The following is a 24432-nucleotide window of genomic DNA, read 5'->3' as shown; positions in this document are numbered from 1 at the left end:
GTCGAGGCCCGGTGGTCAAAGCCCGAACGCGTCGCGCCGATCCTCCGGCACCAGGTCGGCGTACTCCGGGTGCTTGGCGATCCAGTCCTTGACGAACGAGCAGTAGGGCAACACCGCGAGGCCCCGCTCCCGGACCCCCTCCAGCGCCGCGCGCACGAGTCGACCGCCCAGACCCCGACCGCCGAACCTCGGGTCGATCTCGGTGTGCGTGAAGGCGACCTCGTCGCCGCTGACGAAGTACTCGGCGAATCCGGCGAGTTCGGTCGCCCTCAGCGGCGGGGCGACCGGGCCCGTCGAGGTACCGGGAGCGGCCTCGACGGTGGTGAATATCTCGTAGCGGGACTGCGCCGGGTTGTCGGCCACACGCGTTTCCATACCGCTGCCTCCTGGGTCACGATCGGGACTTGCGGCCCGGGCAATGTCGTCCACGCGCACGCCCTTCGACCATGCCGACCGCCGCGCTCGCGCATCCCACCGTATCCGGCGCCGACGACCTCCGACTCGGCCCCGCACCCGACCACCCGACGACCCCGAGCAGCCGCAGGGTCACTCGGGCTCGTCGTCGACGTACACCTTGGTGCCGTCCGCGTAGACCTTGCACACCCGTCCGGTCTCGTCGGTGCCGATCGACGGCAACCCGGCCGCGTGCAACTCGGCGATGGCGTCCCGGACGCCCTGGGCCGCCAACTCGTCGAACCGCTCCGGGCCGATCTCGTCCCGCAAGGATCCCGTCATCGACACTCCTCGTAAGCTTCGCGCGCGCCTCGCGGGTCACCGCGTGGCGCCGGCACACCAAGACTGCCAGGCCGCCCCCCGCGCCGACACCCTCCGGCCGGATCCCGGGCGCCGGCCTACGCGTCGAAGCCGGTCGCGCGGGACACCTTCTCCCACGTGTGGATCTCGTCCCGCACCGTGGCGAGGTGGGTGAGCACCGCGTCCACCGCGTCCGTGCCCAGTGGCAGCCGCAGCGGGACGGCCTCGGCGCCGAGCGCGGCCAGGATCGCGGCGGCGGCCTTGGCCGGATCGCCGGGTTGTTGCCCGTCGCCCGCGCCGACCATGCGTCGGGTGTGGCCGACGGTGTCGGCGTACGCGGCGAGTTCGGCACTGGCACCGGCGGCGCCCATCAAACCGGTCCGGAACGCGCCCGGCTCGACCACCAGCACCTTGATGCCGAACGGCCGCACCTCGTCGGCCAGTGCCTCGGACATGCCCTCCAGGGCGAACTTGGTGCCGCTGTAGGCCGAGAAGCCCGCGAACGACATCTGTCCGCCCATGCTGCTGAACTGCACGATCGCACCGGTCCGCCGGGCCCGCATGTGTGGCAGCACGGCCCGCACCAGCGCCGCCGGCCCGAAGACGTGCACCTCGAACAGGGCGCGCAGCTCAGCGTCGGTGGTCTCCTCCAGCGCGCCCACGTGGGTGCGCCCGGCGTTGTTGACCAGGACGTCGATCCGGCCGTGTCGGGCGACCAGTTCGCGCACCGCGGTGTCGATCCCGACCGCGTCGGTCACGTCCAGTCGGACCGCCTCGATCCGGTCCGGATGCGCGGCCACCAGATCGGCCAACGTCTCGGGCCGGCGCGCCGCGGCCACCACGGTGTCGCCGGCGGCCACGGCCGCCTCGGTGACGGCCCGTCCGAAGCCGCTGTTCGCGCCGGTGACCAACCAGATCCTGCTCATCGTGTGGTTCCCCTCGTGATCGTCCCCGCCGGCCGGGGCGTGGTCGGCGTTCCCGTGCCATCACCCTGTCCCGCGGACCGCCGACCGGTCCAAGACCGGCGGTGATAGCCGATGGTTATCGACGAGAGGGCAACGCACGGTCGGGGGCGCCGGGTCACGCGGGGCCGACGACCACCGTGCGGTCGGTGGCACCGGAGCGCACCTCGAACACGGTGAAGCCGTGCGGCCCGGCCAATACCTGATGCACGCAGCCGGACGGGATGAACACGACGTCGCCCACCCCCAGGTGCACCCCGCGCGCCAACCCCTCGCCGGAGAAGACGTCGCAACTTCCCGCGGTGAGCAGCACGACGGTCTCCTCGCCGTCGTGGTGGTGCACCGCGGTCCGCTCGCCGGGTCCGAGCGTGGCGAAGAAACCGCACAGGCGCCCGGCGCCCACGGTCGCGGCGGATACACGTTCGCTGATCCGGACGCCCTGGGCACCGACGAGGTCGGCGCCGGGGGGCACGAGCACGGCTTGGTTCACGGGTTCACGGTCGGCCATGGGTTCAGGGTCGACGCCGAATCGACGCCGGAAACGCGGGTGTCGCCGAACCCCGCCGAATGGTCGAATCCGGCCCCGCCGTCCGTGCCTGCGAATCCCCGGCGGCCGCGGCCCTTTCCCGATCACGCTCGCGCCGGCACCCTTGGGGCGGCCCGGGACGGGTGTCCTCGGGCCGCGGCGCGGTGCGATCGCGTCCGCGCGGCCCGACGACACGGGAGCGACGATGGCGAACGGGAACCGGGTCGTGCCGAGCCACGAGGTGGCCGCGAGCGCGGCCCGGACGATCGTGCGGGACGTGGTGGCCGCGGCGGCGGCGGCCGGCCGCGCGGTGAGCGTCGCGGTGGTGGACGGCGCCGGCGTACCGGTCGCCTTCGAACGCATGGACGGCGCACTGCGGTTCAGCGCGGATCTGGCCGCGGCCAAGGCCCGCACCGCCGCCGCGTTCGGACGAGCCACCGCGACCATGGAGGAACTCCTGGGTGACCGGCCGGTGTTCGCGCAGAGCTTCGTCCAGCACGGGAGTTGGTACCTGGGCCGCGGCGGCCATCCGCTCCTGGTCGACGGCCGGCCGGTGGGCGGGGTCGGGGTCAGCGGGGACGCGGCCGAGTACGAGGACGAACTCGCCCGTGCCGCAGCCGAGTCCTTCGCCGCCGACGCGGGCGGCTGACCCGGCGCCGGCCCGCGGCGCCGGATGATCCCGCTTCGCACGCCGGGCACCGGGGTCCCGCTCCGGAGGTCGGGGCCCGGATGCTCCCGCTTCGGGGACGGTCACCGCCCGATGCGCTTCTCCACCGCCACCGTCGCCCGCTCCACCTCTCGGGCCACGTCCCGCACCAGCCCGTTGACCCGCAGCAGCACCGCCGAGGCGACCGTGGTCGCCGCCTCCACCAGGTTGCCGGAGGCCACCGCCGTTCCCGCCGCCGCGGCAGCGCCGCGAACCCCGCTCGTCACCGCCGGGAAGGGCAGCGGCAGCGGGCCCACCACCGAACGCAGATCGGACAGCCGCCCGTTCTTCAGCGCCAGCATCGCGTCCTCGCCGGACACGTACGCCTCGCAGTGGCCGTACCCCTTGAGCGCCGCGTGCAAGAACGCGGTCGTGTACACGTTGGTGATCGCGTGTTGTTCGGCGAAGTCGATCCCGGGCCTGCCGTCCCGGGGCAGGCCGGGCAGGTGGATGTCCATGTCGCTCGGGTCCAGGAACTGCACGTGGTTGCCGCCGCTGATCTCCACGTACGCCTTGTAGCCCTGCGGCACCAGATCCAGGTAGTGCACACCCGATCCGGGGGAGATCCGGTCGTTCTGCCCGGACACGATCAGCGTCGGCGCGGCCACCCGGGCGACGTCGAGGTCGATCCGCGCGTACAGGTCGGGTTCCTTGACGTTGCGGCCGGGGGCCAGGCCCACCACCGCGCGGATGCGCTTGTCCCGGGCCGCCGCGACCAGTGCGCCGGCCCCGCCCAGGGACACCCCGAGCGCGGCGAACGCGTCCTGCTTGATCAGGCCGCGCAGCGGGTTGAACCGGTCGTCGTCGATGTCGATCAGCTTGTCGATGGCATCGCTGATGGTGTCGGCGTGAACGTGCGGATCGAGCGCGAGGATGTTCTCCGGGAAGTAGCGGAAGACGATGTAGCCGTGCCGCACCACGTAGTCGGTGAACCAGTCGTACATGTTCGAACCGGTCCAGGTCGCCGGCGCGACGACGATGGACGGGTACGAACCCTCGGACTTGTCCGCCGGGGCCAACCAGCCGTCGTGCTCGGCCGGGTAGCTGATCCTGGCGAGGGTGAACCCGGGTCCACCGGTCCAGAACGGGAACTCGATGGTGCCGATGCCGAAGGGTCCCGGCCGGTCCGGTGGTACCGGACTCTCGGGCCCGAGTGTGGTTGCCATGAAGGGAGTCAACCGTCCGCCGACTCGCTTTGGCAGCACGATACTTGGCCAAAGAATCGAGACTCCGATCACAGTCGTGCGGTGGCGCGGACGCGAGGGGGTAAAGCGGCAGAGGGTGCGATACACGAGAAGTGACGATCCTCGACACGGCAGGGATGGAGAACACATGGTCGTGCGCGTCTCCCGGCTCGAACACATTCCCGGCATCGGCGTGGACAAGGTCGGCGACGCCGCCGACGCCGCCCGGGATCCGGATCTGCTGCGGCTGGAGAATCTCGACACCGACCTCCGCCCGCCGGCCGTCGCCCTGGCCGCCACCAGGGCCGCGATCGAGGACGACGCGGCGAACAGCTACCTGCCCTTCCACGGGTCGCTCGCCCTGCGCGAGGCCGTCGCGGCGCACGTGGGTCGCCTCGCGGGGCGCGCCTACGACCCGCACACGGAGGTGGTCAACGCCGCCGGTGGACTCAACGGCGTGCTCAACGTGCTGCTCGCCACGGTCGAACCCGGGCGCGAGGTGGTGCTGGCCGACCCGATCTACGCGGGCCTGATCAACCGGGTCCGCCTCGTCGGCGGCGTGCCCCGGTTCGTACGCTGCACCGCGGGCCCGGCCGGCTGGAGCACCGATCCGGAGGAACTCGCCGCCGCGGTCGGCCCGAACACCGCCGCCGTGCTGGTGACGGCCCCGGTGATGCCCACCGGCGCGCTGCTGGATCACACGCACTGGGACGCGCTGGCCCGCGCGGTGGCCGAGCACGACTGTTGGGTGATCTACGACGCGGCGATGGAACGCATCCGGTTCGACGGCACGGCCCCCGACCATCCGGCGGCACATCCGGGGCTGGCACACCGCACCATCACCTGCGGCGCGGCCTCCAAGGAACTGCGGATGATCGGTTGGCGGGTGGGCTGGGTGGCCGGCCCCGCCGAGATCATGGCCGACGTCAAACTCGTCGGTCTGAGCAACGTGGTCTGCCCGGTGGGCATCGGTCAGGCGGCCGTCGCCGCCGCGCTGTCCGCACCCGACGCGGACGCCGACGTCGCCGCCGCGACCGCGATCTGGCGGGATCGGTGCGCGACCATCCTGGACGCCCTCGCCGACTACCCGTGCATCCGGCCGCACGGCGGCTGGTCGCTGTTGATCGACACCGCCGCGATGGGCCTGGCCCCGGAGTCGGCCGCCGAACGGCTGTTCCGGCTCGGCCGGATCGCGGCCACGCCGATGCACGGCTGGGGCCCGCAGGGCAGTACACATCTGCGTCTGGTCTTCGCCAACGAGCCGGTGCGGCGGCTGAGCGACATCCGCACCCGCTTCGAGGCGGCGTTCGGCTGACCGCGCGGCGCCCGGTCGCATCCCGGCGGGCCCGGGCACTGCGGGGTGCGGGTCCGGCTGCCCGGGGGCTCAGCGCCCGGAGTCTCCCGAGACCAGGCGCAGCCGCACCCGCTCACGCGGAGTCTCGGAGCCGATCTCCTGACGGCCGCCGATGCCCAGGCCACCCGGTGCGTCGTTGAGGAGGCGGCACATCGCCTCCTTGGAGTGGTTGCCCTCGTCGAGCAGTCGGCGGATCAGCGGTTCGTCCTCCGGTCGGTCCGCGCGCTCGGGGTCGGCGATGCCCTCGGACAACCGCTGGACCAGATCGAGCAGCGCGTGGTCCTCGGGGGTCAGGCCACCCGCCCGCCATCCCTGGGCGGCCGGATGGTTGCGGCGCAGCGCCGCGCCGGCGGCCACCGCGCGGGCCGAGTTCGCGTCCCGCAGCACGGCTATCGCCCGCGCGGCCCACGCTCGCGGGCTCTGCCGGCGTCGGTAGTCGAGCCGATGCTCGGGGGGCGCGACGCGGCGTCGGGCACTGCGCACGGCGGCGACGTGTCCACGCATCCGGTCCACCGTCGGGCCGTCGACCCACTCGATGCCCCAGGCCGCGATGGCGTCGACGACGATCCGCACCTCGGTCCCGGCGACCCTGGTCAACTCCCCGTCCAGCCCGACCTCCCGGATCCCGCGATCGCTCATCGCTGCCCCCTCCGATCGCGTGATCACCCGTTCAGCCACCGCTCCGGATCATGCCCACGCCGACGGACCCGGACACAAAATACATCCGCAAGCCGATACGACTGATCAGCTTGTATTTGCGACCCAATAATGGATCCATAGCCGGCAGATGCAAATTCGGGCATTTCATCGCTCCCCAAGCCCGCCCCCAACTCCCGTCCTGTCGTGGCGGGTTCCGCACGCCAACCGGTTCGAGTCGGGCCGGCACGATGTCCGGAGTCTGCCCGCGGGGCAGTGTGGCGCCGCGCTCGTGGGCCACACGGCAGCCTGCCGGGCCAGGCACCGCGGCGAGTCGGTCCACCCACCGGCGCGGGTCCCGGGCCGCCCGCGTCGACGATGCCGCGCAACGCCGCACCGAGCCCGAGCGCCTCGGCCGCACCGACCGGATCACCCTCCCATCGCAACACCGCCGCGAGCAACTCGGCCGTCGGCACGACGCCCGCCGGATCGCGGCGGGCCGACGCCCCGGTGGAGGTCATCGGCGACAACTCCCGGGCCCACATCACCGGGTCGACGCCCGACGGCACCGGGTCGACGTCCGCCTCGGCATTCGCGAACAGCGTGGCCGCCGGCCCCACACGACCGTGTCGCCGACCGTCTCGGTGGGCGGCGACGGGCTCGCGGCGAGCGCCTCCAGGCGACCGAGCGTCCGGTCGGCCGCCGGGAACTCGGCGACCCCGCGACGCAGTTCGGCGCGTCCGCCGAGCACGGGTGGTTCCGGATACCGATGCCCGCGCAGCCGCGCCCGACACTCCGCCTGCGCCAACTCCGCACGCGCGTCCGGCGGGTCGGCCGGCCGTACGCGGCGACGGCCGACTCGTGTTCGCCGCACATCGGGTGCCGCGCAGAGCCCGATTCGGACCGGCGAGCGGTGGCCGCAGGGCGGTGGTCGATGGGCCGGGAAGGGTCGACCGGCGGGTCCGCATCGACCTCGGGGCGCGATGCCGAGCGGGCGCCGCGACCACCCTCGGTCGCGGGGTCGCGGATTTGTGCGATTGCACGGCGGGGGCACCGTGGAGCGGGACGGCGCGGACGCGCTGTCCGTACGGGCGACGCTGACCGGCGAACAGGGTCGGGGGCACCCGGCGCATGTTGCGCACTCCGGGTGGTGGCCGCTACGCGGAGGCGTTCGAGGCGCCGGCGCCCGGGGCGCACCGGGTCGACGTGCACGCGGTGCGCGCCTGCGGGCACGGGACGATCACCGCGATGGTGTCGGTCGGGGACCGGGCCCGACCGGGGCCGAACGCGAGCGGGCGCCCGACCGGGGATCCGTGTCCCCGGTCGGGCGCCCGCCCGAATCAACGTGCTGCGGTCAGGCCGTCACGGGCAGACGCTCGTGCACGGCGTCCCGAAGGCGGTGGCCGAGGCCAGCGGGATGGTCACCGACGACGGGTTCGCCGGGCCCGACTTCACCTGCCAGATGCCCGCCAGCAGGCCCGGGGTCTGGGTCAGCGTCGCGGCCAGGTGCGGAGTGTCGGCCGTGGTGATGTTGACCCGGATCCGGTGGCCCGGAGCGATGGACGCGAAGGTCGGGAAGACCTCGATGTCGTAGCGGGTGATCTGGTTCGGCTGCACCGACGTCGTGGTGCTCTGGGTGGACGGGTGGTACGGCATCATCGTGGTGCCGTCGGGGGCGTACCAGGTGCGCGCCGGGTCCAGGGCGCGGTGCGAGCCGGCCAGGGAGCCGGAGCTGAGCGGGACCGAGGAGCCGTCGGGGGCCACGTCGGTGACGGTGACCACCCAGTGCGTCTCGGGGGTGTTGGACTGCGCGTACAAGGTCGCGCCGATCGGGCCGGCGAGCACCTTGGTCTCGGTCAGCGGGGCGGTGGTGTAGACGAGCGAGCCCGGGCCGGTCTCGCGCGCCGTGTTGCTGTCGGTGCAGGCGGGATCCTTGATGAAGCCGCCGAGCCACTGTGCGGTCGAGCGGGTGCACGGGCTGTTGTTGGCGGTCCAGCTGATCCACTCGCTGCCGTTGCCGGTGGGCGCGGTCGGGGTGAGCAGACCGTCGTTCGCCGAGGCCGGGGCGCTGCCGGTGCGGCCCTGGGCCAGGTAGAGGCGGGTGGGGTCGGCGCCGGTGAAGGGGTAGTTGCGGGTGTCCAGCCAGCGGTTGCTGCCCAGTTCCTTGACGTGCAGCGGGTTGGCGCCACCGGTGATGCCGGTGTCGATGCCCTTCAACCACTTGTCGTACCAGCGCAGTTGCAGGGCCGGCAGGTCCAGGGTCGGGTCCTGACGCGGGTCGTGGTACCACGGGCCCATCAGGAGCTGGTAGCGGTCGGTGACCGGCTGGCCGGCGATCATCGGCGCACCCACCGGGCGGCCCGCCCAGGCGTTCTGCAGACCGGCGTAGTTCATCAACGCGCCGCGCTGGAACAGGTCGTACCAACCGCCGACCAGGAACGCGGGCACGCCGTTGGCGACCACGTTCGCGAGCATGTCCGCCGGTCGGCGCTGCTGCCAGAACGAGCCGTCGTAGGCCTGTTCCCCGCCGCCGAGCAGACCGGTCAGGATCGGCAGGTTGGCCGAGGCGACGCCGCCCAGGTGCTGGAGCTCCAGGGTCAGGGTGTCCAGGATGTTCTGCGTCGAGCCCTCGCGCAGTGCCTCGGCCAGCGGCGCGGTCATGTGCGAGATGCCGGTGTAGGTCAGCCAGAAGGACATGAACTCGGCGTCGGGGATGCCGCCCATCGTGGCCAGTTCACGGTAGAGGTCGTTGCCGGCCACCAGCGGGAAGATCGCCTTGATCGGCGAGTTCGGGCCGATGGACGAGGCGGTCATGATCTGGTTGATGCCGGCGTAGGAGCCGCCGGTGAGGCCGACCTTGCCGTCGGAGTGCGGCACCTGGGCCGCCCAGGCGACGAGTTCGGCGCCGTCCTGGCCCTCCTTGGGCGCCCACGGCGACCACGAGCCGTTGGAGGTGCCGGTGCCGCGCACGTCCGCGGCGATCGCGATGTAGCCGCGCTGCACGAACCAGGACAGCTCGGCCTCGGTGGAGCCCTTGCCGTACGGGGTCTGGGTCAGCAGCACCGGGAACGAGCCGGTGGCGGGCGTGGTGGTGCCGGCGGTGGCCGGGGTGTAGACGTCGACCCGCAGGACCGTGCCGTCGGACATGGTGACCGGCAGGTTCTGCTGCTTGGCGATGCCGTACTGCGCGACGCTGCCCTGCACGAGCGGTGTCGCGGCGGCGGTGGTCGAACTCGCCGGGACCGCGCCGAACAGCGCGGCGAGCAGGGCGAGGGTCGAGGCGAGGGCCACGCCGATGCGTCGGCGGGCCGCTCTGCGTGCTGTTCTCTGTCGGGGGATATGGACGGGTATGTGGACGGACACCCTGACCTCCAAGGATCACGCAAGACAAGGGGACGGTGGCGCAACGTGCGTCGGGAGGAACGGAAAGGGATGGAAGGGACGGGATGGAAGGGACGGATGGGATGGCAGGGAAAGGGAGGGATGGGACCTGTGCGTGGGTCGCTTCGGGCCCGGAGGGGACGTGAATGTCCCGGTCAGGGCGCGAGCGTCCCGCTGAGGGCGCGCCGCACGGAGGCGGCGCGGAGGTCGCCGACGAGGGCGTGGGTGACGGTGCCGGGAATGACCCAGCCGCCGTGCAGGTGGGCCAGTACCCGGAAGGCCGCGCCCGCGACGCCGGCTTCGTGCAGCCGGGTCAGGTAGCGTTCGCCCTGGTCACGGACCGGGTCGTATTCGGCGACGGTGATCACGGCCGGCGGCAGTCCGCTCAGGTCGGGCTCGAACATAGGCGAGACCCTGGGATCGCGCGGGTCGGTGACCCCGGCCAGGTAGAGGCCGAAGAACTCGTTGCACGCCTCGGGCGTCAGGCCGCCGAAGTCGAGGATCGACTCGGGGTCGCCGTCGGTGTCCATTTCGGTCAGGTCCAGGCACGGTACGTCGAGCAACTGGGCGCGCGGCATCGGCAGTTCCCGGTCGCGGGCGATCAGGCACAGGGCGGCGGCCAGGTTGCCGCCCGCGCTGCACCCGCCGACGACGACGCGTTCGGGGTCCAGGCCGAGTTCGGCGTGGTTGGCGTGCAACCACGCGTATCCCGCGACACAGTCCTCCAGCGGTACCGGATAGGGGTGTTCGGGGGCGAGACGGTAGTCGACCAGGGCCACCGCGCACGGCACCGTCGAGGTGATCGGCCCGAGTTCGACCTCGGCGGTGTCCAGGTCGCCCTGGAACCAGCCGCCGCCGTGGATGAAGTAGAACACCGGTGCGGCGGCGGGCAGTCCGGCCGGTCGCAGGATGCGTACGGTGATCTCGCCGTCCGCGACCGGCACCAGGTGATCGGTGGCGGTGACGTCGTCGGGCCGGCCGGTGAACGCCAGTCGCATGGTCGCGTTCGCGAGCTTGCGCCGCTCCTCCAGGGTGCCGGGCGGCTCGTTGGTGTCGCGGTGGGCGGCCAACAGGTCGATGATGCGCTGAATCGGCGGGTCCAGGGGCATGGGTCAGCTCTCCATCACGGGGTCGGGCATGGGGTGCGAGCGGGCGGGGGCGGACTCGGGGTCGCCCCCGGAGCCCGGGCCGGAGCCGGAGCCGGACTCGGCCCCGGATGACGTTTGGGTGTCGCGGACGGCCGCCGTGGCCGCACCCGACCGGTCGATCGCGCGGGTGTCGGTGCCGAGGTAGCCGGCGATCACGGCCGGGTCGGTGCGCACCTGTTCCGGTGTGCCCTCGCTGATCACCCGCCCGGCGCCCAGGCAGTACAGCCGGTCGCTGATCGACATCATGAACGGCATGTCGTGCTCGATCACGATCATCGCGGCGTCCAGTTCCCGGCGCAGCCGCAACAACAGCGGACCCAGGGCCTCGGTCTCGCGTTGTGCGACACCGGCGGTCGGCTCGTCCAGGCACAACACCCGCGCGTCCAGTGCGATCAGGTTGGCCAGTTCGACGATCCGCCGGGTGCCGGTGGACAGTTGCGCGACGGGGGTGTCCGCGTAGCGGCCCAGGCCGACCAGGTCGATCAGGTCGGCGGCCTCGGTCCGGCGGTGGCGTTCGGCGCGCGTGGCGGCGGGCAGGAGCAGCGCGGTGGACAGCAGACCGGACCGACGGCGCGCCTCCAGTGCGACCAACACCGTCTCCCGCACCGTGAGTTCGGGGAACAGGCGGGCCGCCTGGAAGGTGCGCCCCAGGCCGAGGGCGGCTCGCTTGGCCGGGGCCAGGCGCGAGACGTCCTGTCCGAGCAGTTCGACGGTGCCGGTGGCCGGTGCGAATCCGCCGATCGCGTTGAGCAGGGTGGACTTGCCCGCGCCGTTGGTGCCGATCAGGCCGAGGATCTCGCCGGGGCGCACCTGGATCGACACGGAGTCCACCGCCGTGTTGCCGCCGTAGCGCACCGACACCTCGCGGGTGCGCAGTACCGGAGCGTCGGCCGAGGCCGTCGGTGTCTCGGTGCGCTCGCGAACTCGTAGAGGACGTTCCGGTTTCGGCGCAGGCGTCGACGGCTCGGGCTCCGCCGGCAACCGCCCTTCGGCCCAGCGCAGCAGCGCCGCGCGTGCCGCGTTCGCGATCTGGGTCAGTCCGCCCGGGAAGTACAGCAGCAGGACCAGCAGTCCGATGCTGGAGGCGAAGATCGGCACGAGCGAGTTGCCGGGGAAGAAGGCGGGCAGTCCGACCACCCACACCGACCCGATCACCGGGCCGACGGTGGAACCCAGGCCGCCGATCACCACGATCGCGACCAGGGTCAGCGAATCCGAGACCTGGAAGAACCGTTCGGTCAGCGGCACGCTCTGCACGCTGCCCGCGAGCAGCGCGCCGCCGAGGCCGGCGATCGCCCCGGACAGCGCGAACGCGGTGACCTTGGTGCGCAGCGGCGCGACGGTACAGGCGGCGGCCGCCTCCGGGTTGTCGCGGACCGCGATGGTGCGCCGCCCGGTGCCGTGTGCGCGCAGCCGGGCGATCAGCGCCAGCACCACGATCAACACGACCAACAGCACGTAGTAGTAGGTGCGTTCGTCGGACAGGTCGAGGCCGAACAGGTCCCCTCGGGGCAGCGGCACCGAGGACGCGTTGCCGTCGGTGAGGAACGGCCGCCGATAGAGGTAGCCGGCCGCCGCGACGCCGAGTGCGAAGGTGCTGACCGCGAGCAGCATGCCGTCCACCCGCAGCGCGCCGGCGCCGACGATCGCCGCCAGCGCGGCCGTGACCAGTGCGGCGATCAGCGCGGAGAGCGCGAACGGCAGGGCCTGGAAGGCGATCGTGCGGTCTGCGCCGATGTCGATCGAGAGGCCCCGGGTGAGCGCGGCCGTGGTCAGCGCGCCCAGACCGGCGAACGCCATCTGGCCGAGCGAGAGTTGGCCGGCCCAGCCGGTGAGCACGGTGAGCGAGCAGGCGCAGATCGCGAACGCCAGGATGGTGCCGTAGAGCAGGTGTCGCGATGCCTGGGTGACCACCAGCGGCAGCAGCACCGCGACCAGGAGCGGTATCACCAGGGCGAGTCGGTTCAGGTGCCGGATCCACCACACGCCGCGCAGTCGTTCCGGGATCGGGGCCGGGCGCGGGCCGGTGGCGAAGGCGCGCACGTCGCCGCGACCGTCCGTACGGGCGTCGCGCCGGGCGCGCACCCACACCGCGGTGACCACCGCACACAGCAGCAGGAAGTCGACCAGACCGGTCTGTTCGACGAAGTTGAATCGAACGGCCGCCTGGAGCACTCCGATCACCACCCCGGCCAGCATCGACCAGCGGAACGAGGTCAGACCCGCGATGACCGCGGCGGCCATCGCCCGGACCATCGTGTTCGGGCCCAGGTCGGCGGTGGCGGAGACCCGGCCGGACTGGCCGGCGATCAGGATCATCGCGAGGGTGGAGAGCAGGCCGGCCAGGGTCCAGACCACGGTGGACACGATCTTGGGGCTGATCCCGACCGTACGGGCCAGGTTGGGGTTCTCGGCGGACGCGGTGACCGCGCGGCCCTGGGTGGTGCGGCCGAGGAACCAGGTCAGCGCGCCGGCCACGAGCGGGACCACGACCAGGACACAGACCTGGGCGCCGGTCACCCGGACTCCGGCGATCTCCCACTGTTCGGTGATCGCCACCGGGTAGCTCGCGCGGACCGCGCCGTCCACGTCGGGCAGCGCGCGCACCGCCGCCACGCAGGCCTGCGCGACGCCGATGGTGGCGATCAGTACGGTCACCCGGGCCGAGTGGAACAACCGGCGGATCACCGCGAGTTCGACGATGGTGCCGGCGAGCGTGCCGACCAGGAGGGCGCCGATCAGCGCCGCCCAGAACGGCACACCGTAGTTGATCACCGCGAGCGGCAGCAGCGCCGCGCCGATCACCCCGAGGTTGCCGACCGCGAAGTTGATCACCCGGCTGGACCGGTACACCAGCACGATGCCCAGCGCGATCAGGCCGATCGCGAGGCCGTTGACCAGGCCGTCGAAGGCGATCTGGCGAGTCATCAGGTCAGCCATGGTCGGCAACCTTTCCGGCCGAATCCGTGGGGTCTGCCGAATCGGCGGGGTCGGTCGGATCGATGGGGCCCGTCGGGTCGATGGGATCGGCCGGATCGGCCGGTTCCACGACCGCACCGCCGCCGGCGGCCCCGTCCGGGTCACCGGCCTCCGCGTCGCCGCCCAGGAACACCGCCCGGACGAAGTCGCGTTCGGCCAGGTCGGCCGCCGCCCCCTCGAACCGGATCCGGCCCTTCTCCAGGAAGATCGCCCGATCCGCGATCGACATCGCCACGTTCAGCGACTGCTCGACCACGATCATCGCGAGGCCCTCGGCCTTCAACCGCTCGATCACCGCGAGCAGTTCGGCCACCATCGCCGGCGCCAGGCCGAGCGAGAGTTCGTCGATCAGCAGCACCTCGGGGTCGTGCAACATCGCCATGGCCAGCGCCAACATCTGCTGCTGCCCACCGGACAGGGCCGAGGCCGGCTCGTCGGCCCGTTCGACCAACTGCGGGAACAGCCCCAGCGAACGCTCGATCCGGGTCCGCACCTGCTCGGGATCGGCGCGGTGGATGTACGCGCCCATCTCCAGGTTCTCCCGCACGCTCATCCCGGGGAACACGCCCGCACCGCCCGCCAACGACACGATGCCCAGCCGGACCCGCTGCTCGGGGGCGACGAAGGTGACCGTACGGCCACCCAGCCGGATCACCCCGCGTTCGGGCGTGGCCAGGCCCGCGATCGTGCGCAGGATGGTCGATTTGCCCGCACCGTTGGTGCCGAGCAGGGCCAACACCTCGCCGCGGCGTACCTCGAAACCGACGTCGAACAGCACCTGGACCTGACCGTAGGAGAAGTCCACGTGGTTGAGCTGGAGCACCGGGACCTGATCCGGTCGGGCCTGCCGGCGCTCGTGCTCCTGGTATTCCTCGTGCAGTTCCGCCTCGATCAGCGCGAGGTCGTCGCGCACGTAGCCGGCACCGCGCATGATCAGCAGGCCGCCGATCACGGTGGTCGGCACCAGCGTGATCAGCACCGCGGTGCGCGGGCCGAAGCTGTCGATCAGCGGCGCGGAGACCAGGCCGCCGCCGGTGGCGCCGATGAAGAACACGTAGATGGACGCCATCGCGGTGCCCAGGCCGCGCAGTCGATACGGCACGATCGTCTGCATCAGCGGTCCCATCAGCGCGAACGCACAGGACAGCAGCACGATCTGCGGCACCCCGAAGACGGTGTAGAGCACCGCGTTGGGCGAGAAGTACTGAAGCGGCGCGAACAACGCCGAGGGCACGATCAACAACCCGATCAGCCGCAACGCCTGCGCCGGGTCCTCGCGGAAGCGCCGGTCGTAGTAGCGGCCGATGAACGGCAGCACCACGAGTCCGCCGATACCGCCGGCGGTGCCCACCAGGCCCCGGTCGAACGCGTCCAGGCCGTATTCCTGTTCCAGGAACAGGTTGCCCAACACCGGTGTGGTGAACAGGCCGAAGCCCATCGCGGCGAACGCGAGGATCACCGTCTTGAGCGTGCGGATCCGGCCCAGCCGGGCGAACGCCGCCTCGATCGAGATCGGCGGCGGGTTCTCGTCCTCGATCACCTCGCCGAGCGTGTCCTTCTTCTCCCATTGCCCGCGCGGGGGTTCGGGCAGGAAGAAGGCGAACGCGGCGAAGATCACCACCGGCAGGCCGAGCAGGTAGTACGCCCAGCGCCAGCCGTCCGGTCCGCCGACCGCCGCCGCGATGCCGCCGACCACCAGCGGGCTGAGCACCGCACAGAGCCGGCCGGACACGCCGATCGAGGCGCCGAGTCGGCCGCGGATCCCGATCGGATAGGTGTCGGCCAACAACGACCCCTGCACGGGACCGCTGTTGGACTTGGCCACACCCGCGCCGAACCGGGTCCAGAAGAACATGAACGCGTTCGTCGCGAAGCCGGACAGGAACACCATCACGGCGAAGAACGCGGTGGAGATGCCGATCACCGGACCACGCCGGCAGCGGTCCGCGATCCAGCCCATCGGCACCGCGCCGAGCACGGTGAACGCGCCCGCGGCGACGCCGAGGAAGACGATGGTGCCGTTGCCCACGCCCAGGCTGTCCCGGATGTCGGGGGCAAGCACCGCGAGCGCGGCGCCTTCGAGTTCGTCGAGCGCGGTCAGGATCAGCAGCACCGTGAACACGGACGTGCCGCCCCGGCGCAGCCCCTGACGCAGGGTCGATTGCTCGGCGGCCGGTTTCCCGGCCGCCGGGCGGGCTCCGTCGCCGACACCGGGGACGGCGGTGTCGGCGACGGTGGTCGGGCCGGGTGTGGCCGGCGGCGACGTCCGGCCGCGGCGCGAGGTGCGCCCGGCCGGCCGCGGTGATTCGTCCAGGATCGCGCCGGCGAGGTCCGCCAGGTTGCCCGGCTCGCCCGCGGTGTCGTCCCGCTGAGGTGCGGCGGTGCCGCCGTCCATAGGTGATCGGCCTTTCTTGTGGTTCGCGTGCCGTCACTTCGTGTCGTGTGAGTCGGCTGCCGTCACGTGGTGTCGGGTGGGTCGGCTGCCCTCACGTGGTGTCGAGTGAGCCGGTTGCCGTCACTTCGCGGCGGAGATCGGCGGTCCCGCCGGGAGCATCTGGTTCTGCGTCGTGTCCCAGCGGTACACACCCACCGCGTCGCCGGCGCTGTGCTTGCCGGGGGCGAGCGAGGCGAGCGGCATGCCGGGCAGCGAGAGCTTGGTCAGCGACTCGGCGCCACGCTGCCAGGACGCGGCCGTGAGGTCGCGACCGGCGGCGTCGGCGGCCTGGACGAACAACCGGAACGAGGCGCACGAGTTGGCCACCGCGCTCAGCGCCTCCCGGCTCGCCGCCGGGGCGTCGAAGCGCTCGCCGCCGCCGGCGTTGTACTCGTCCACGCACGCCGTGACCGCCGGATCGGCGAGCAGTTCCGCCTTGGTCGGGATGTACGGCGCGGCCACCGTCACCTTCTGCATCGTCGCGGGCTTGATCCCGGTGGTCTTGACCACCGCCGGGCTCAGCGCCTGCGCCGAGGTCGCGTAGACCTGCTCGGGCAGCCAGTTCGCGCGTTGCAGCGCGATCATCAGGTTGGAGAAGTTGGACGTGTTGAGGATCGTGTCGGCGCCGGCCGAGCGCATCTTCTGCACCAGCGTGTCCAACGCCTGGTCACCGGCGGCCTGGTCGGTGCCGTAGTCGTCGAGCGGGGTCTGCACGACGACGTCGACGCCGGCCGCGTCCAGCAGCGGTTTGACGGTGTTCTTGGTCACCGCCGCGTCCTGCGCCTCCCAGTACAGCGCGACCTTCTTGCCCTGGAGCAACTTCTGGTCGAGCAATGCCTGAACGGCGGCGGCCCGTTGCCGGTCGTCGGCCATCTCCAGCGCGACGAACGGCGCCTTGGAGCGGCGGTCCCGCTCGGCGGACTGGCCCCACTGGCCCAGGTACGGCGTGCCGTGCGTCTCGGTGAAGCACAGCGGGGTGTCCCCGGTGAGGATGCCGATGGCCAGGAACACCTTCTTGTCCTCGCTCAGCTCCACGCACGCGGCCTGCGCCTCGGCCGGGCCGGTGGGCAGGAACGGGCGGAAGGCGAGTTCGATGGTGCGCCCCTGGACGCCGCCGCGCTTGTTCTGCGCGGCGGTCCAGGCGGCGTACAGGTCCTTGCTCGCCGGGCCCTCGCTGGGCACGCCGAAGGCCTTGAGCTGAGCCGGGTCGGTGGCGGCGACGCCGAGCTTGACGGTGGTGTCGGTGACGCCGCGGGCGGGGCCGCTCGGGGCCGCGGCCGGGCCGGCGGGCTTCTTGTCGTCCGATTTCTTCTCGACCGAACAGCCGACCGAAGCGGTCAGGCCGAAGGTGGCGAGCAGGACGCCTATTGCGATACGTCGCGCCGGAGCGGGTCCGTCTCCTCGGAGCAACACAGGGGCTCACCTGTCCTTCGAAGGAAGCAGTGGATCACGGGTGGTTCGGTCGCCGAGAGCGTCGGGAGTGCCGACGTCCGGTAGCGGATCCGGGGTGGGAATGGCGGCCGGGGGGCCTTGGCCCCGAGGAATCCGGGGGGATTTGTGTGTCACATCACGACGGCGGGACGCTAACATCGAATACATGCCAGATGGAAGGCTTTCGTGGACGGCATCATCCCGACTCCTCGCCGGCGGTACCCGCGGCGAGGCCGAATCGCATCACTCCGACACCCCTCGACCCCCCTTTTCCGGGGCGGATCTGCGCTACTGCGACCTGCCCTCCGCCGCGCCCGAGCCGGGCCCGGCACCGCTGCTCCTGCTGCACGGATTCGCCGGCAGCCTGGCCGACTGGGACGGTGTCGCGCCACTGCTGGCGCGGGATCGCCGGGTCCTGGCCTACGACCATCGCGGACACGGTGACAGCACCAAGTTCGCCGACCGAGCCGCCTACACCTTCGATCACCTCTCCGCCGACCTGGAGGGGTTCGTCGAGCGGGTGTTGCCCGAGCCGATCGATCTGCTCGGGCACTCGATGGGCGGCGTGCTGGCGCTGCGGTACACGCTGGCCCATCCGGACCGGGTGCGCTCGCTCGTGCTGATGGACACCGCCGCCGAGCCCACCTCCACGCCGCTGCTTCGGGTGCTCTCCGGGGGCATGAACGCGGTGGTCGGCAGGTTCGGCCTGGCGCCACTGCTGACCTTGCTCAAGCCGTTCTCCCGCCCTCCGGCGGGGGCCACGGCAGAGGACCTGGCCCGCCGCGAGCGGCAGACGCGCGCGATCACCGGGATGGACCCGGCCGCGTTCGTCGGGTGCGCACAGGCGCTGGGCGCGTATCCGTCGCTGGTCGGCCGGCTGGCCGAGATCTCCTGCCCGGTCACCGTCGTCGTCGGCGAACACGATCGGCGACTGCGGGGCGCGGCGGAGCAGTTCGCCGCGGGCATCCGGGGCGCGGAGCTTCGGGTCGTCGCGGGGGCCAAGCACAGTCCGCAGACCGAGCGGCCGCAAGCGTGGTTGGCGGCGGTCCGCGAGCACCTGGCCCGGTAGCCGGGCGGGTTGCCGGCAATCGCCGGGCGGTTGTGTGCTCAAGCGCCGAACCGGCCGAGCGGACCCGGCCTTCGGCCGAGGTGACCCGAACGCCGGCCGGGCCACGGATTGCCCGACTTGGATGCATCTACTCCATATTGCTGCCGGATGGTCCGGGCCTTTCGCCCGGCTTCGGTACGTGGTTCGGCGTCGGCATCGGCCCGGCCGGATTTCGTCCGGTTTCGGCGCCTGGTTCGGTGGCCGGAATTTTCAGTTCGACACGAAGGAATGATCGCGTGATCGTCAGTACCGACTTTCCGCCCGGCCGATGGCGGGCCCGGTGGATCTGGGCCGACGCGGCGGGTGGCGCGCAGGGGCGGCATACCGTCGCGTTGCGGGCCGTGCTCGATCTCGACCGGGTGCCCGAGCGGGTGCCCACGCGCGTGGTCGCGTTGTCCGGGTACACGCTGGCCGTGAACGGGGTCGAGGTGGCCCGCGGGCCGGTGCGCGCGAATCCGCGCCTGCGGCCGTACGACGATCTCGATCTGGCCGCCCACCTGCGCCCGGGCACCAACGTGGTGACCGCGCTGGCCTGGGTCTACGACGGGCCCAATCCGTGGTGGTTGCCGCCGTCGCCGTTCGCCAACGACCTGGTGCACGGCGCGTTCGTGCTCGAGGCCCGGCTCGGCCCGGACGCGTGGTTCGTCACCGGCGAGCACTGGCAGGCCCGGGTCCTGGCCGGGTGGACCGCGACCCCCGGCGGCGGCACCATCTCCGGGCGCGGTCGCGAGCTGCTGGACGCCCGTGCGCTGCCCGCCGATTGGCAACACCCCGACCACGATCCCGGTTGGCCGGCGGCGGTGCTGCGGCGCGCGATGACCACCGGCGAGCCGGGTCGGCCCGAGCCGCCCAGCTACCCCGGCGGCCCGTTCGGCGGCCGGCCGATCACCTGGCCGCAACCACGCGAGACGGTGCTGACCCCGGGCCCGGCCGGCGCCTACACGGCGGAGCAGGTGCTCTCCGGCACCGTGGTCGTCGACGCGCACGGCCCGGCCGGCGCCGAGGTCCTGGTTCGCACCGCCGAGTTCGTCGACCCGAACGGGCGGCCCGCGCCCGGCGAGCACGACGCGAGCCTGGCGGTGACCGTCGACGGCACCCGTCGCGCCCTGGAGTCGTTCGACTCCTACGGCCTGCGCGGCGTCCTGGTCGAGGCCCCGGACGGCGTCACCGTGCATCGCGTGGCGGTCCGCGAACGCACCTACCCGGTCACCGGCGACGCGTGGTTCGCCTGCTCGGATCCGCGCCTGGAACAGATCTGGCGGGTCGGACGCCGCACCGTGACGCTGTGCTCGGCGGACGCCTACGTCGACTGCCCCACCCGCGAGCAGCGGGCCTGGACCGGCGACGCGGTGGTGCACCAGATGGTCGACCTGACCACCAACTCCGACTGGCGGCTGGCCCGCTGGCATCCCCGGCTGGCCGCGTCGCCGCGCTCGGACGGGATGTTGCCGATGGCGGTGGCCGGCGACGCCGAGTGGGCCGACTTCACGGTGATCCCGGACTGGGCGCTGCACTGGGTGCACTCGGTGTGGAACCTGTACCGCTACGTCGGCGATCGCGAGGAGATCGCCGAGTTGCTCCCGGTGGCCGAGCGGGTGCTGCGCTGGTTCGTGCCGTTCCTGGACGACACCGGCCTGCCCACCGACGTCTTCGGCTGGGTGATCATCGACTGGTCGGCCGTGCACACCGAGGGCGTCTCGGCGGCGCTGTGCGGGCTGTGGGGTCGGGCCCTGCTGGAGTTCGCCGAACTGGCCGACTGGCTCGGCGATCGAAACCGGGCGGACTGGGCACGGGCCGCGCATGCCCGGCTCGTGCTCGGCTTCGAGCGGCTGTGGGATCCCGAGCGGGAGCGCTACGCGGACTCGATCGCGGACGGCGAGCGCCGCCCGATGGCCTCCCAGCACGGCCAGGCGGCGGCGATCGTGGGCGGCCTGGTGCCGGCCGAGCGGATCGAGCGCCTGGTGACCGTGCTCACCGCCGAAGAGAACCTGGTACACGCCGCGTTCAGCGCTCCGGACGGCCCCGCCGAGCCCGGCTCGAACACCGAGGTCGGCGGGGCGCACCTGCGGGCCGGGCCGCCGAAGCCGTGGTGGGACACCGGTCGCGCGGTGGTGCGCGCCCAGCCGTTCTTCCGCTACGTGGTGCACGACGCGCTGGCCCGAGCGGGCCGGGCCGACCTGATCGCCGGCCTGTGTCTGGACTGGGCGGCGCTGCTCGCCCGCAGCGAGACCTCGTGGAGCGAGACCTGGTACGGCGGCACGATCAGCCATGGTTGGTCCTCGACGCCCACCCGCGACCTGATGACGCGCGTGCTCGGGGTCGAGCCGGCCGAACCGGGCTTCGCGGTGGCCCGGATCGAGCCCGCACTCGGCGAGTTGAGCCGGGCCTCGGGCGCGGTGCCCTGCCCGGCGGGTCTCATCGAGGTGACGGTGACGCCGACGCTGCTGAACGTGCACAGCCCGGTGCCGTTCGTGCACGCCGGCCGGTCCTACCCCGCCGGCCGGCACGAGATCGGCCGGGCGGGCTGACGCAGGCTCAGCTTCCGTTCGCCGCTTCGCCGTTCCGCTGTCCCGAGGGCAGCGGAACGGCGAGCACGGCGAGGAAACGATCCAGGAACTGTCCGTACGCGGCCACCATGTCCACCCGGTCGGGTTCGAGCAGCCACTGCACCTGGAGGCCGTCCATCGCGGCCAGCATCAGCTCGGCGCAGTGCTCGGCGTCCACGTCGGCGGCGATGTCGCCGTCGTCCCGGGCCCGCGCGAGGTGCCCGGCGGCGATCTCGCGCGCGATCCGGTAGCGCTCGACGAAGTACGTGTGGGCCGGATGCGCGGGGTCGGTGGCCTGCACGGACAACGTCGCGAACAGCCGGATCAGCAGTGGTTGCCGGGCGTTGAGCGCGACCACGTCCCGGCTGGCCCGCACCCAGGCGATGCCGGAGACGTCCACCTGCTCGTCCGGGGTCAGCGTCAGCTCGTCCTTGTAGCGCAGTACCGCGGTGAGCAGCTCTTCCTTGGACGCGAAGTGGTGCCGCAGGCCGGTATGGGACAGGCCCACCTGGGCGGCGATCTCGCGCAGCGAGACCGCGTCGTAGCCGCGCGTGGCGAACACCTCCAGCGCCGCGTGCACGATTTCCTGCCGCCGTGCGACACCGCGCGCGTACGGGCCGCGTGCCCCCGTGCGATCCGACATCCGTTCGGCTCCCCTCGTGAAAGCATTCCACCTGGAATGTATTGAATGTAGTGTGCCCCGCGTGTCGCAGGCCAACGGTCATGATGACCGCACCCTTCCCCCGTCCTCGGCCGAAGAGGCGTCCGGCGCCTTCGAGCCGCTCGAAACCACCCGCATACCCCCACCCCCGCACCAACCCGGGGCGCCGGACGCCCACACCCTCGAACTCGTCGAGGCGGCCCTGGCCCGCCTCGATCTCGAAGCCAGGGTCCGCCTGCTCACCGGGTCCGGATTCTGGCGAACCGCCGCCGAACCCGCCATCGAACTGCGCGAGATGGTGCTGTGCGACGGCCCGGCGGGCGTGCGGGGTGAGCGCTTCGACGAGCGCGAGCCGTCCGCGTCGTTGCCCTGTCCGACCGCGCTCGCCGCCTCGTGGGACGAAAGTCTGGTCGAGCGGCTCGGCGCGCTGCTCGCGATCGAGGCCCGCCGCAAGCAGGTCGACGTCGTACTCGGCCCGACCGTCAACCTTCAGCGCAGCCCGTACGCCGGCCGGCACTTCGAGTGCTACTCGGAGGAACCGCTCCTGTCCGGTCGGGTCGGCGCGGCGCTGGTCCGCGGCATCCAGGCCGGCGGTGTCGCGGCCACCGTCAAGCACTACACCGCGAACGACTCGGAGACCGAACGGTATTCGGTCGACGTGCGGATGTCCGAGCGCGCGCTGCACGAGGTTCACCTCGCCCCGTTCGAGGAGATCGTGCGGGCGGGCGGGGTCTGGGCGCTGATGGCCGCGTACAACAGCGTGGACGGCGTCACGATGACGGAAAGTCCGTTGCTGGAGACGCCGTTGCGCACCGAGTGGGGCTTCGACGGACTGGTCGTCTCGGACTGGTTCGCGACCCGCTCCACCGAGGGTGCCGGGCGGGCCGAACTGGACCTGGCGATGCCGGGACCGGGACCGGACCAGCCGTGGGGCGCGGCGCTGGTGGCCGCGGTGCGCGCGGGCCTGGTGCCGGCGGAGGCGATCGAGCGCAAGGTGCGCCGACTGCTGCTGCTCGCGGCCCGCGTCGGCGCGCTGGGCGCCCTCGTGCCGCCCCCGCCCCCGCGACCGGCGCCGGATGCCGCCGCGCTGCTGCGCGAGGCCGCCGCGGCGGGCATGGTGTTGTTGCGCGACACCGGGACGGCGCTGCCCCTGACCCCCGATACGCTGCGCCGGGTCGCGGTGCTCGGTCCCAATGCCGAGGTCGCCCGGATCCAGGGCGGGGGCAGCGCGACGGTGATCCCGCCGTACGCGATCAGCCCGCTCGCCGGGCTGCGGGCGGCGCTGGGGCCCGACGTGGAGGTCACCCACGCCGTCGGCGCGCGCATCCGGCACCGGCTGCCCGCGGTCACCGGCGCCGACGTGCACGACCCCAAGACCGGCGAGCCCGGCCTGTGGGTGCGCTTCATCGGCCCCGACGGCGAGCTGCTGCACGAGGAACTGCGCGGTGGTGGACGGCTGTTGTGGCTGGACGACCCGATCGTCGCGCGGGCCGTCGCGATCGAGGCGGTCGGCGTGCTCCGAGCTCGCGTCGACGGGCCGCACCGGATCGGGGTGGCCGGCGTGGGCCGGTTCCGGCTGCTCGCGGACGGTGTCCCGCTCGTGGACGACGACCTGGTGACCGAGGACCCGCTCGGCGGCATCCTCACCCCACCCGAGCGATGGGCCGTGCTGGACCTGGCCGCCGATCGGGAGGTCGAGCTGCACCTGCGCCACGACTTCGCGGCGGAGCGTCCCGGCACCGGGTTCGTCCTGGGTGTGGACCGGCCGGTGGTGCACGAGGACGCCGAACTCGACCACGCGGTCGCCCTGGCGGCGCAGGCCGAGGTCGCGGTCGTCGTGGTGGGCAGCACCGAGGAGAGCGACAGCGAGGGCCGTGACCGCTCGCACCTGTCCCTGCCCGGTCGGCAGGACGAGTTGATCCGCCGGGTCGCGGCGGTCAACCCGAACACGGTGGTGGTGGTCAACAGCGGCTCGCCGGTGTTGTTGCCGTGGCGGGCGGACGTCGCGGCGATCCTGGTCTCCTGGTTCCCCGGCCAGGAGTTCGGCGCGGCGCTGGCGGACGTACTGCTCGGGCACCGCGAGCCCGGCGGGCGGCTGCCGATGACCTGGCCCGCGCACGAGGACGATCCGGCGGTGTTGTCCACCACGCCGGTCGCGGGCCGGCTCGACTACGCCGAGGGCATCCACATCGGCTATCGCGGCTGGCTGCGGGCGGGCGTGACCCCGGCCTACCCGTTCGGTCACGGCCTGGGCTGGACGACGTGGGAACACGTCTGGGTGGAAACGGTCGCCTCCGGCGCCGACTTCGTGGCCCGGGTACGGATCCGCAACACCGGCCCACGTCCGGGCCGGCACCTGGTCCAGGCATACCTGAGCCGCGCCGACGGCATGGTGGAGCGCCCCGTGCTGTGGCTGGCCGGCCATACCTGGGCGAGCGCACCGGCCGGCGCCGAGGTGACCGTCGAACTCACCATCCCGGCACGTGCCTTCGAGCACTGGTCGGCGGAATCCGGCCGCCGCGAGACCGAGCCCGGCGGCTACACCCTGCGGATCGGCGGCTCCAGCGCCGAGCTGCCGCTGACGGCGAAGCTGGAGGTGGGCCCGGGGTTGCGACCCTGACCC

17 protein-coding genes are annotated in these 24432 nt (G+C 72.5%); 5 read left to right on the top strand and 12 right to left on the bottom strand.

The features are described 5' to 3' along the window. Positions 1-15 precede the first annotated feature (15 nt). The 4 genes from ACH4U8_RS31885 to ACH4U8_RS31870 form a co-directional block, all read right to left on the bottom strand. Entirely contained in the window at positions 16-375 is a 360-nt protein-coding gene (locus tag ACH4U8_RS31885; RefSeq protein WP_379992447.1) for a GNAT family N-acetyltransferase, read from the bottom strand. A gap of 171 nt (positions 376-546) precedes the next feature. Further along, a complete protein-coding gene (locus ACH4U8_RS31880; RefSeq protein ID WP_360324710.1) occupies positions 547-735 on the bottom strand; it encodes a hypothetical protein in 189 nt (62 codons plus the stop codon). Between the two features lie 116 nt (positions 736-851). Beyond that, a complete protein-coding gene (locus ACH4U8_RS31875) occupies positions 852-1679 on the bottom strand; it encodes an oxidoreductase (protein ID WP_395781842.1) in 828 nt (275 codons plus the stop codon). A 154-nt stretch (positions 1680-1833) separates the two neighbouring features. Further along, positions 1834-2205, bottom strand: a complete 372-nt coding sequence (locus tag ACH4U8_RS31870) for an AraC family ligand binding domain-containing protein (RefSeq protein WP_360324715.1) — start codon at positions 2203-2205, stop codon at positions 1834-1836. A 241-nt stretch (positions 2206-2446) separates the two neighbouring features. Between ACH4U8_RS31870 and ACH4U8_RS31865 the strand changes: the two genes are divergently transcribed. Continuing rightward, positions 2447-2890 carry a heme-binding protein gene (locus tag ACH4U8_RS31865; protein ID WP_360324718.1) on the top strand — a complete coding sequence of 148 codons (444 nt, stop codon included), beginning with the start codon at positions 2447-2449 and terminating at the stop codon, positions 2888-2890. A gap of 101 nt (positions 2891-2991) precedes the next feature. On the opposite strand, the gene ACH4U8_RS31860 is transcribed toward ACH4U8_RS31865, so the two are convergent. Further along, the gene (locus ACH4U8_RS31860; RefSeq protein ID WP_395781840.1) at positions 2992-4113 is read right to left on the bottom strand and encodes a hypothetical protein; all 1122 of its coding nucleotides are present in this window, start codon (positions 4111-4113) and stop codon (positions 2992-2994) included. A gap of 166 nt (positions 4114-4279) precedes the next feature. Here ACH4U8_RS31860 and ACH4U8_RS31855 point away from each other — a divergent pair, with 166 nt between their 5' ends. Then, complete coding sequence (locus tag ACH4U8_RS31855) at positions 4280-5446, top strand: pyridoxal phosphate-dependent aminotransferase (protein ID WP_379992648.1); 1167 nt, start codon at positions 4280-4282, stop codon at positions 5444-5446. A 69-nt stretch (positions 5447-5515) separates the two neighbouring features. Here the strand turns inward: ACH4U8_RS31855 and ACH4U8_RS31850 are convergent, their stop codons facing one another. The 6 genes from ACH4U8_RS31850 to ACH4U8_RS31825 all read right to left on the bottom strand — a co-directional run bounded on the left by ACH4U8_RS31850 (position 5516) and on the right by ACH4U8_RS31825 (position 17476). Beyond that, a complete protein-coding gene (locus tag ACH4U8_RS31850; RefSeq protein WP_360324726.1) occupies positions 5516-6124 on the bottom strand; it encodes a hypothetical protein in 609 nt (202 codons plus the stop codon). A 1359-nt stretch (positions 6125-7483) separates the two neighbouring features. Beyond that, positions 7484-9412 carry a CocE/NonD family hydrolase gene (locus ACH4U8_RS31845; RefSeq protein WP_395781838.1) on the bottom strand — a complete coding sequence of 643 codons (1929 nt, stop codon included), beginning with the start codon at positions 9410-9412 and terminating at the stop codon, positions 7484-7486. A gap of 245 nt (positions 9413-9657) precedes the next feature. Continuing rightward, on the bottom strand, positions 9658-10611 hold the full coding sequence (locus ACH4U8_RS31840) for an alpha/beta hydrolase (protein ID WP_395781836.1): 954 nt from the start codon (positions 10609-10611) through the stop codon (positions 9658-9660). A 3-nt stretch (positions 10612-10614) separates the two neighbouring features. Then, positions 10615-13590 (bottom strand): ATP-binding cassette domain-containing protein, encoded by a 2976-nt coding sequence (locus tag ACH4U8_RS31835; protein WP_395781834.1) that lies wholly within the window; start codon positions 13588-13590, stop codon positions 10615-10617. Continuing rightward, positions 13583-16024, bottom strand: a complete 2442-nt coding sequence (locus ACH4U8_RS31830) for an MFS transporter (RefSeq protein WP_360322873.1) — start codon at positions 16022-16024, stop codon at positions 13583-13585. Before ACH4U8_RS31830 ends, ACH4U8_RS31835 begins: the two co-directional genes overlap by 8 nt. A gap of 120 nt (positions 16025-16144) precedes the next feature. Continuing rightward, complete coding sequence (locus ACH4U8_RS31825) at positions 16145-17476, bottom strand: hypothetical protein (protein ID WP_395781832.1); 1332 nt, start codon at positions 17474-17476, stop codon at positions 16145-16147. Positions 17477-17660: 184 nt separating this feature from the next. Between ACH4U8_RS31825 and ACH4U8_RS31820 the strand changes: the two genes are divergently transcribed. Next, positions 17661-18563 carry an alpha/beta fold hydrolase gene (locus ACH4U8_RS31820; protein ID WP_395781830.1) on the top strand — a complete coding sequence of 301 codons (903 nt, stop codon included), beginning with the start codon at positions 17661-17663 and terminating at the stop codon, positions 18561-18563. Positions 18564-18838: 275 nt separating this feature from the next. Beyond that, the gene (locus ACH4U8_RS31815) at positions 18839-21130 is read left to right on the top strand and encodes a hypothetical protein (protein ID WP_395781828.1); all 2292 of its coding nucleotides are present in this window, start codon (positions 18839-18841) and stop codon (positions 21128-21130) included. 7 nt (positions 21131-21137) lie between these two features. On the opposite strand, the gene ACH4U8_RS31810 is transcribed toward ACH4U8_RS31815, so the two are convergent. Then, positions 21138-21791: a TetR/AcrR family transcriptional regulator gene (locus ACH4U8_RS31810; protein WP_360322865.1), complete on the bottom strand. Its 654-nt coding sequence runs from the start codon at positions 21789-21791 to the stop codon at positions 21138-21140. A 61-nt stretch (positions 21792-21852) separates the two neighbouring features. Here ACH4U8_RS31810 and ACH4U8_RS31805 point away from each other — a divergent pair, with 61 nt between their 5' ends. Beyond that, the gene (locus tag ACH4U8_RS31805) at positions 21853-24429 is read left to right on the top strand and encodes a beta-glucosidase (RefSeq protein WP_395781826.1); all 2577 of its coding nucleotides are present in this window, start codon (positions 21853-21855) and stop codon (positions 24427-24429) included. The last annotated feature ends 3 nt before the right edge of the window (positions 24430-24432 follow it).

Source organism: Embleya sp. NPDC020886, from assembly GCF_044333915.1.
Lineage (GTDB): Bacteria > Actinomycetota > Actinomycetes > Streptomycetales > Streptomycetaceae > Embleya.
This window is presented reverse-complemented; position numbering and strand designations above follow the sequence as displayed.

Coding starts and splice junctions, on each gene's coding strand:
- ACH4U8_RS31885 (WP_379992447.1), bottom strand. CDS start 375: ATGGAAACGCGTGTGGCCGACAACCCGGCGCAGTCCCGCTACGAGATA.
- ACH4U8_RS31880 (WP_360324710.1), bottom strand. CDS start 735: ATGACGGGATCCTTGCGGGACGAGATCGGCCCGGAGCGGTTCGACGAG.
- ACH4U8_RS31875 (WP_395781842.1), bottom strand. CDS start 1,679: ATGAGCAGGATCTGGTTGGTCACCGGCGCGAACAGCGGCTTCGGACGG.
- ACH4U8_RS31865 (WP_360324718.1), top strand. CDS start 2,447: ATGGCGAACGGGAACCGGGTCGTGCCGAGCCACGAGGTGGCCGCGAGC.
- ACH4U8_RS31860 (WP_395781840.1), bottom strand. CDS start 4,113: ATGGCAACCACACTCGGGCCCGAGAGTCCGGTACCACCGGACCGGCCG.
- ACH4U8_RS31855 (WP_379992648.1), top strand. CDS start 4,280: ATGGTCGTGCGCGTCTCCCGGCTCGAACACATTCCCGGCATCGGCGTG.
- ACH4U8_RS31850 (WP_360324726.1), bottom strand. CDS start 6,124: ATGAGCGATCGCGGGATCCGGGAGGTCGGGCTGGACGGGGAGTTGACC.
- ACH4U8_RS31840 (WP_395781836.1), bottom strand. CDS start 10,611: ATGCCCCTGGACCCGCCGATTCAGCGCATCATCGACCTGTTGGCCGCC.
- ACH4U8_RS31835 (WP_395781834.1), bottom strand. CDS start 13,590: ATGGCTGACCTGATGACTCGCCAGATCGCCTTCGACGGCCTGGTCAAC.
- ACH4U8_RS31830 (WP_360322873.1), bottom strand. CDS start 16,024: ATGGACGGCGGCACCGCCGCACCTCAGCGGGACGACACCGCGGGCGAG.
- ACH4U8_RS31820 (WP_395781830.1), top strand. CDS start 17,661: ATGCCAGATGGAAGGCTTTCGTGGACGGCATCATCCCGACTCCTCGCC.
- ACH4U8_RS31810 (WP_360322865.1), bottom strand. CDS start 21,791: ATGTCGGATCGCACGGGGGCACGCGGCCCGTACGCGCGCGGTGTCGCA.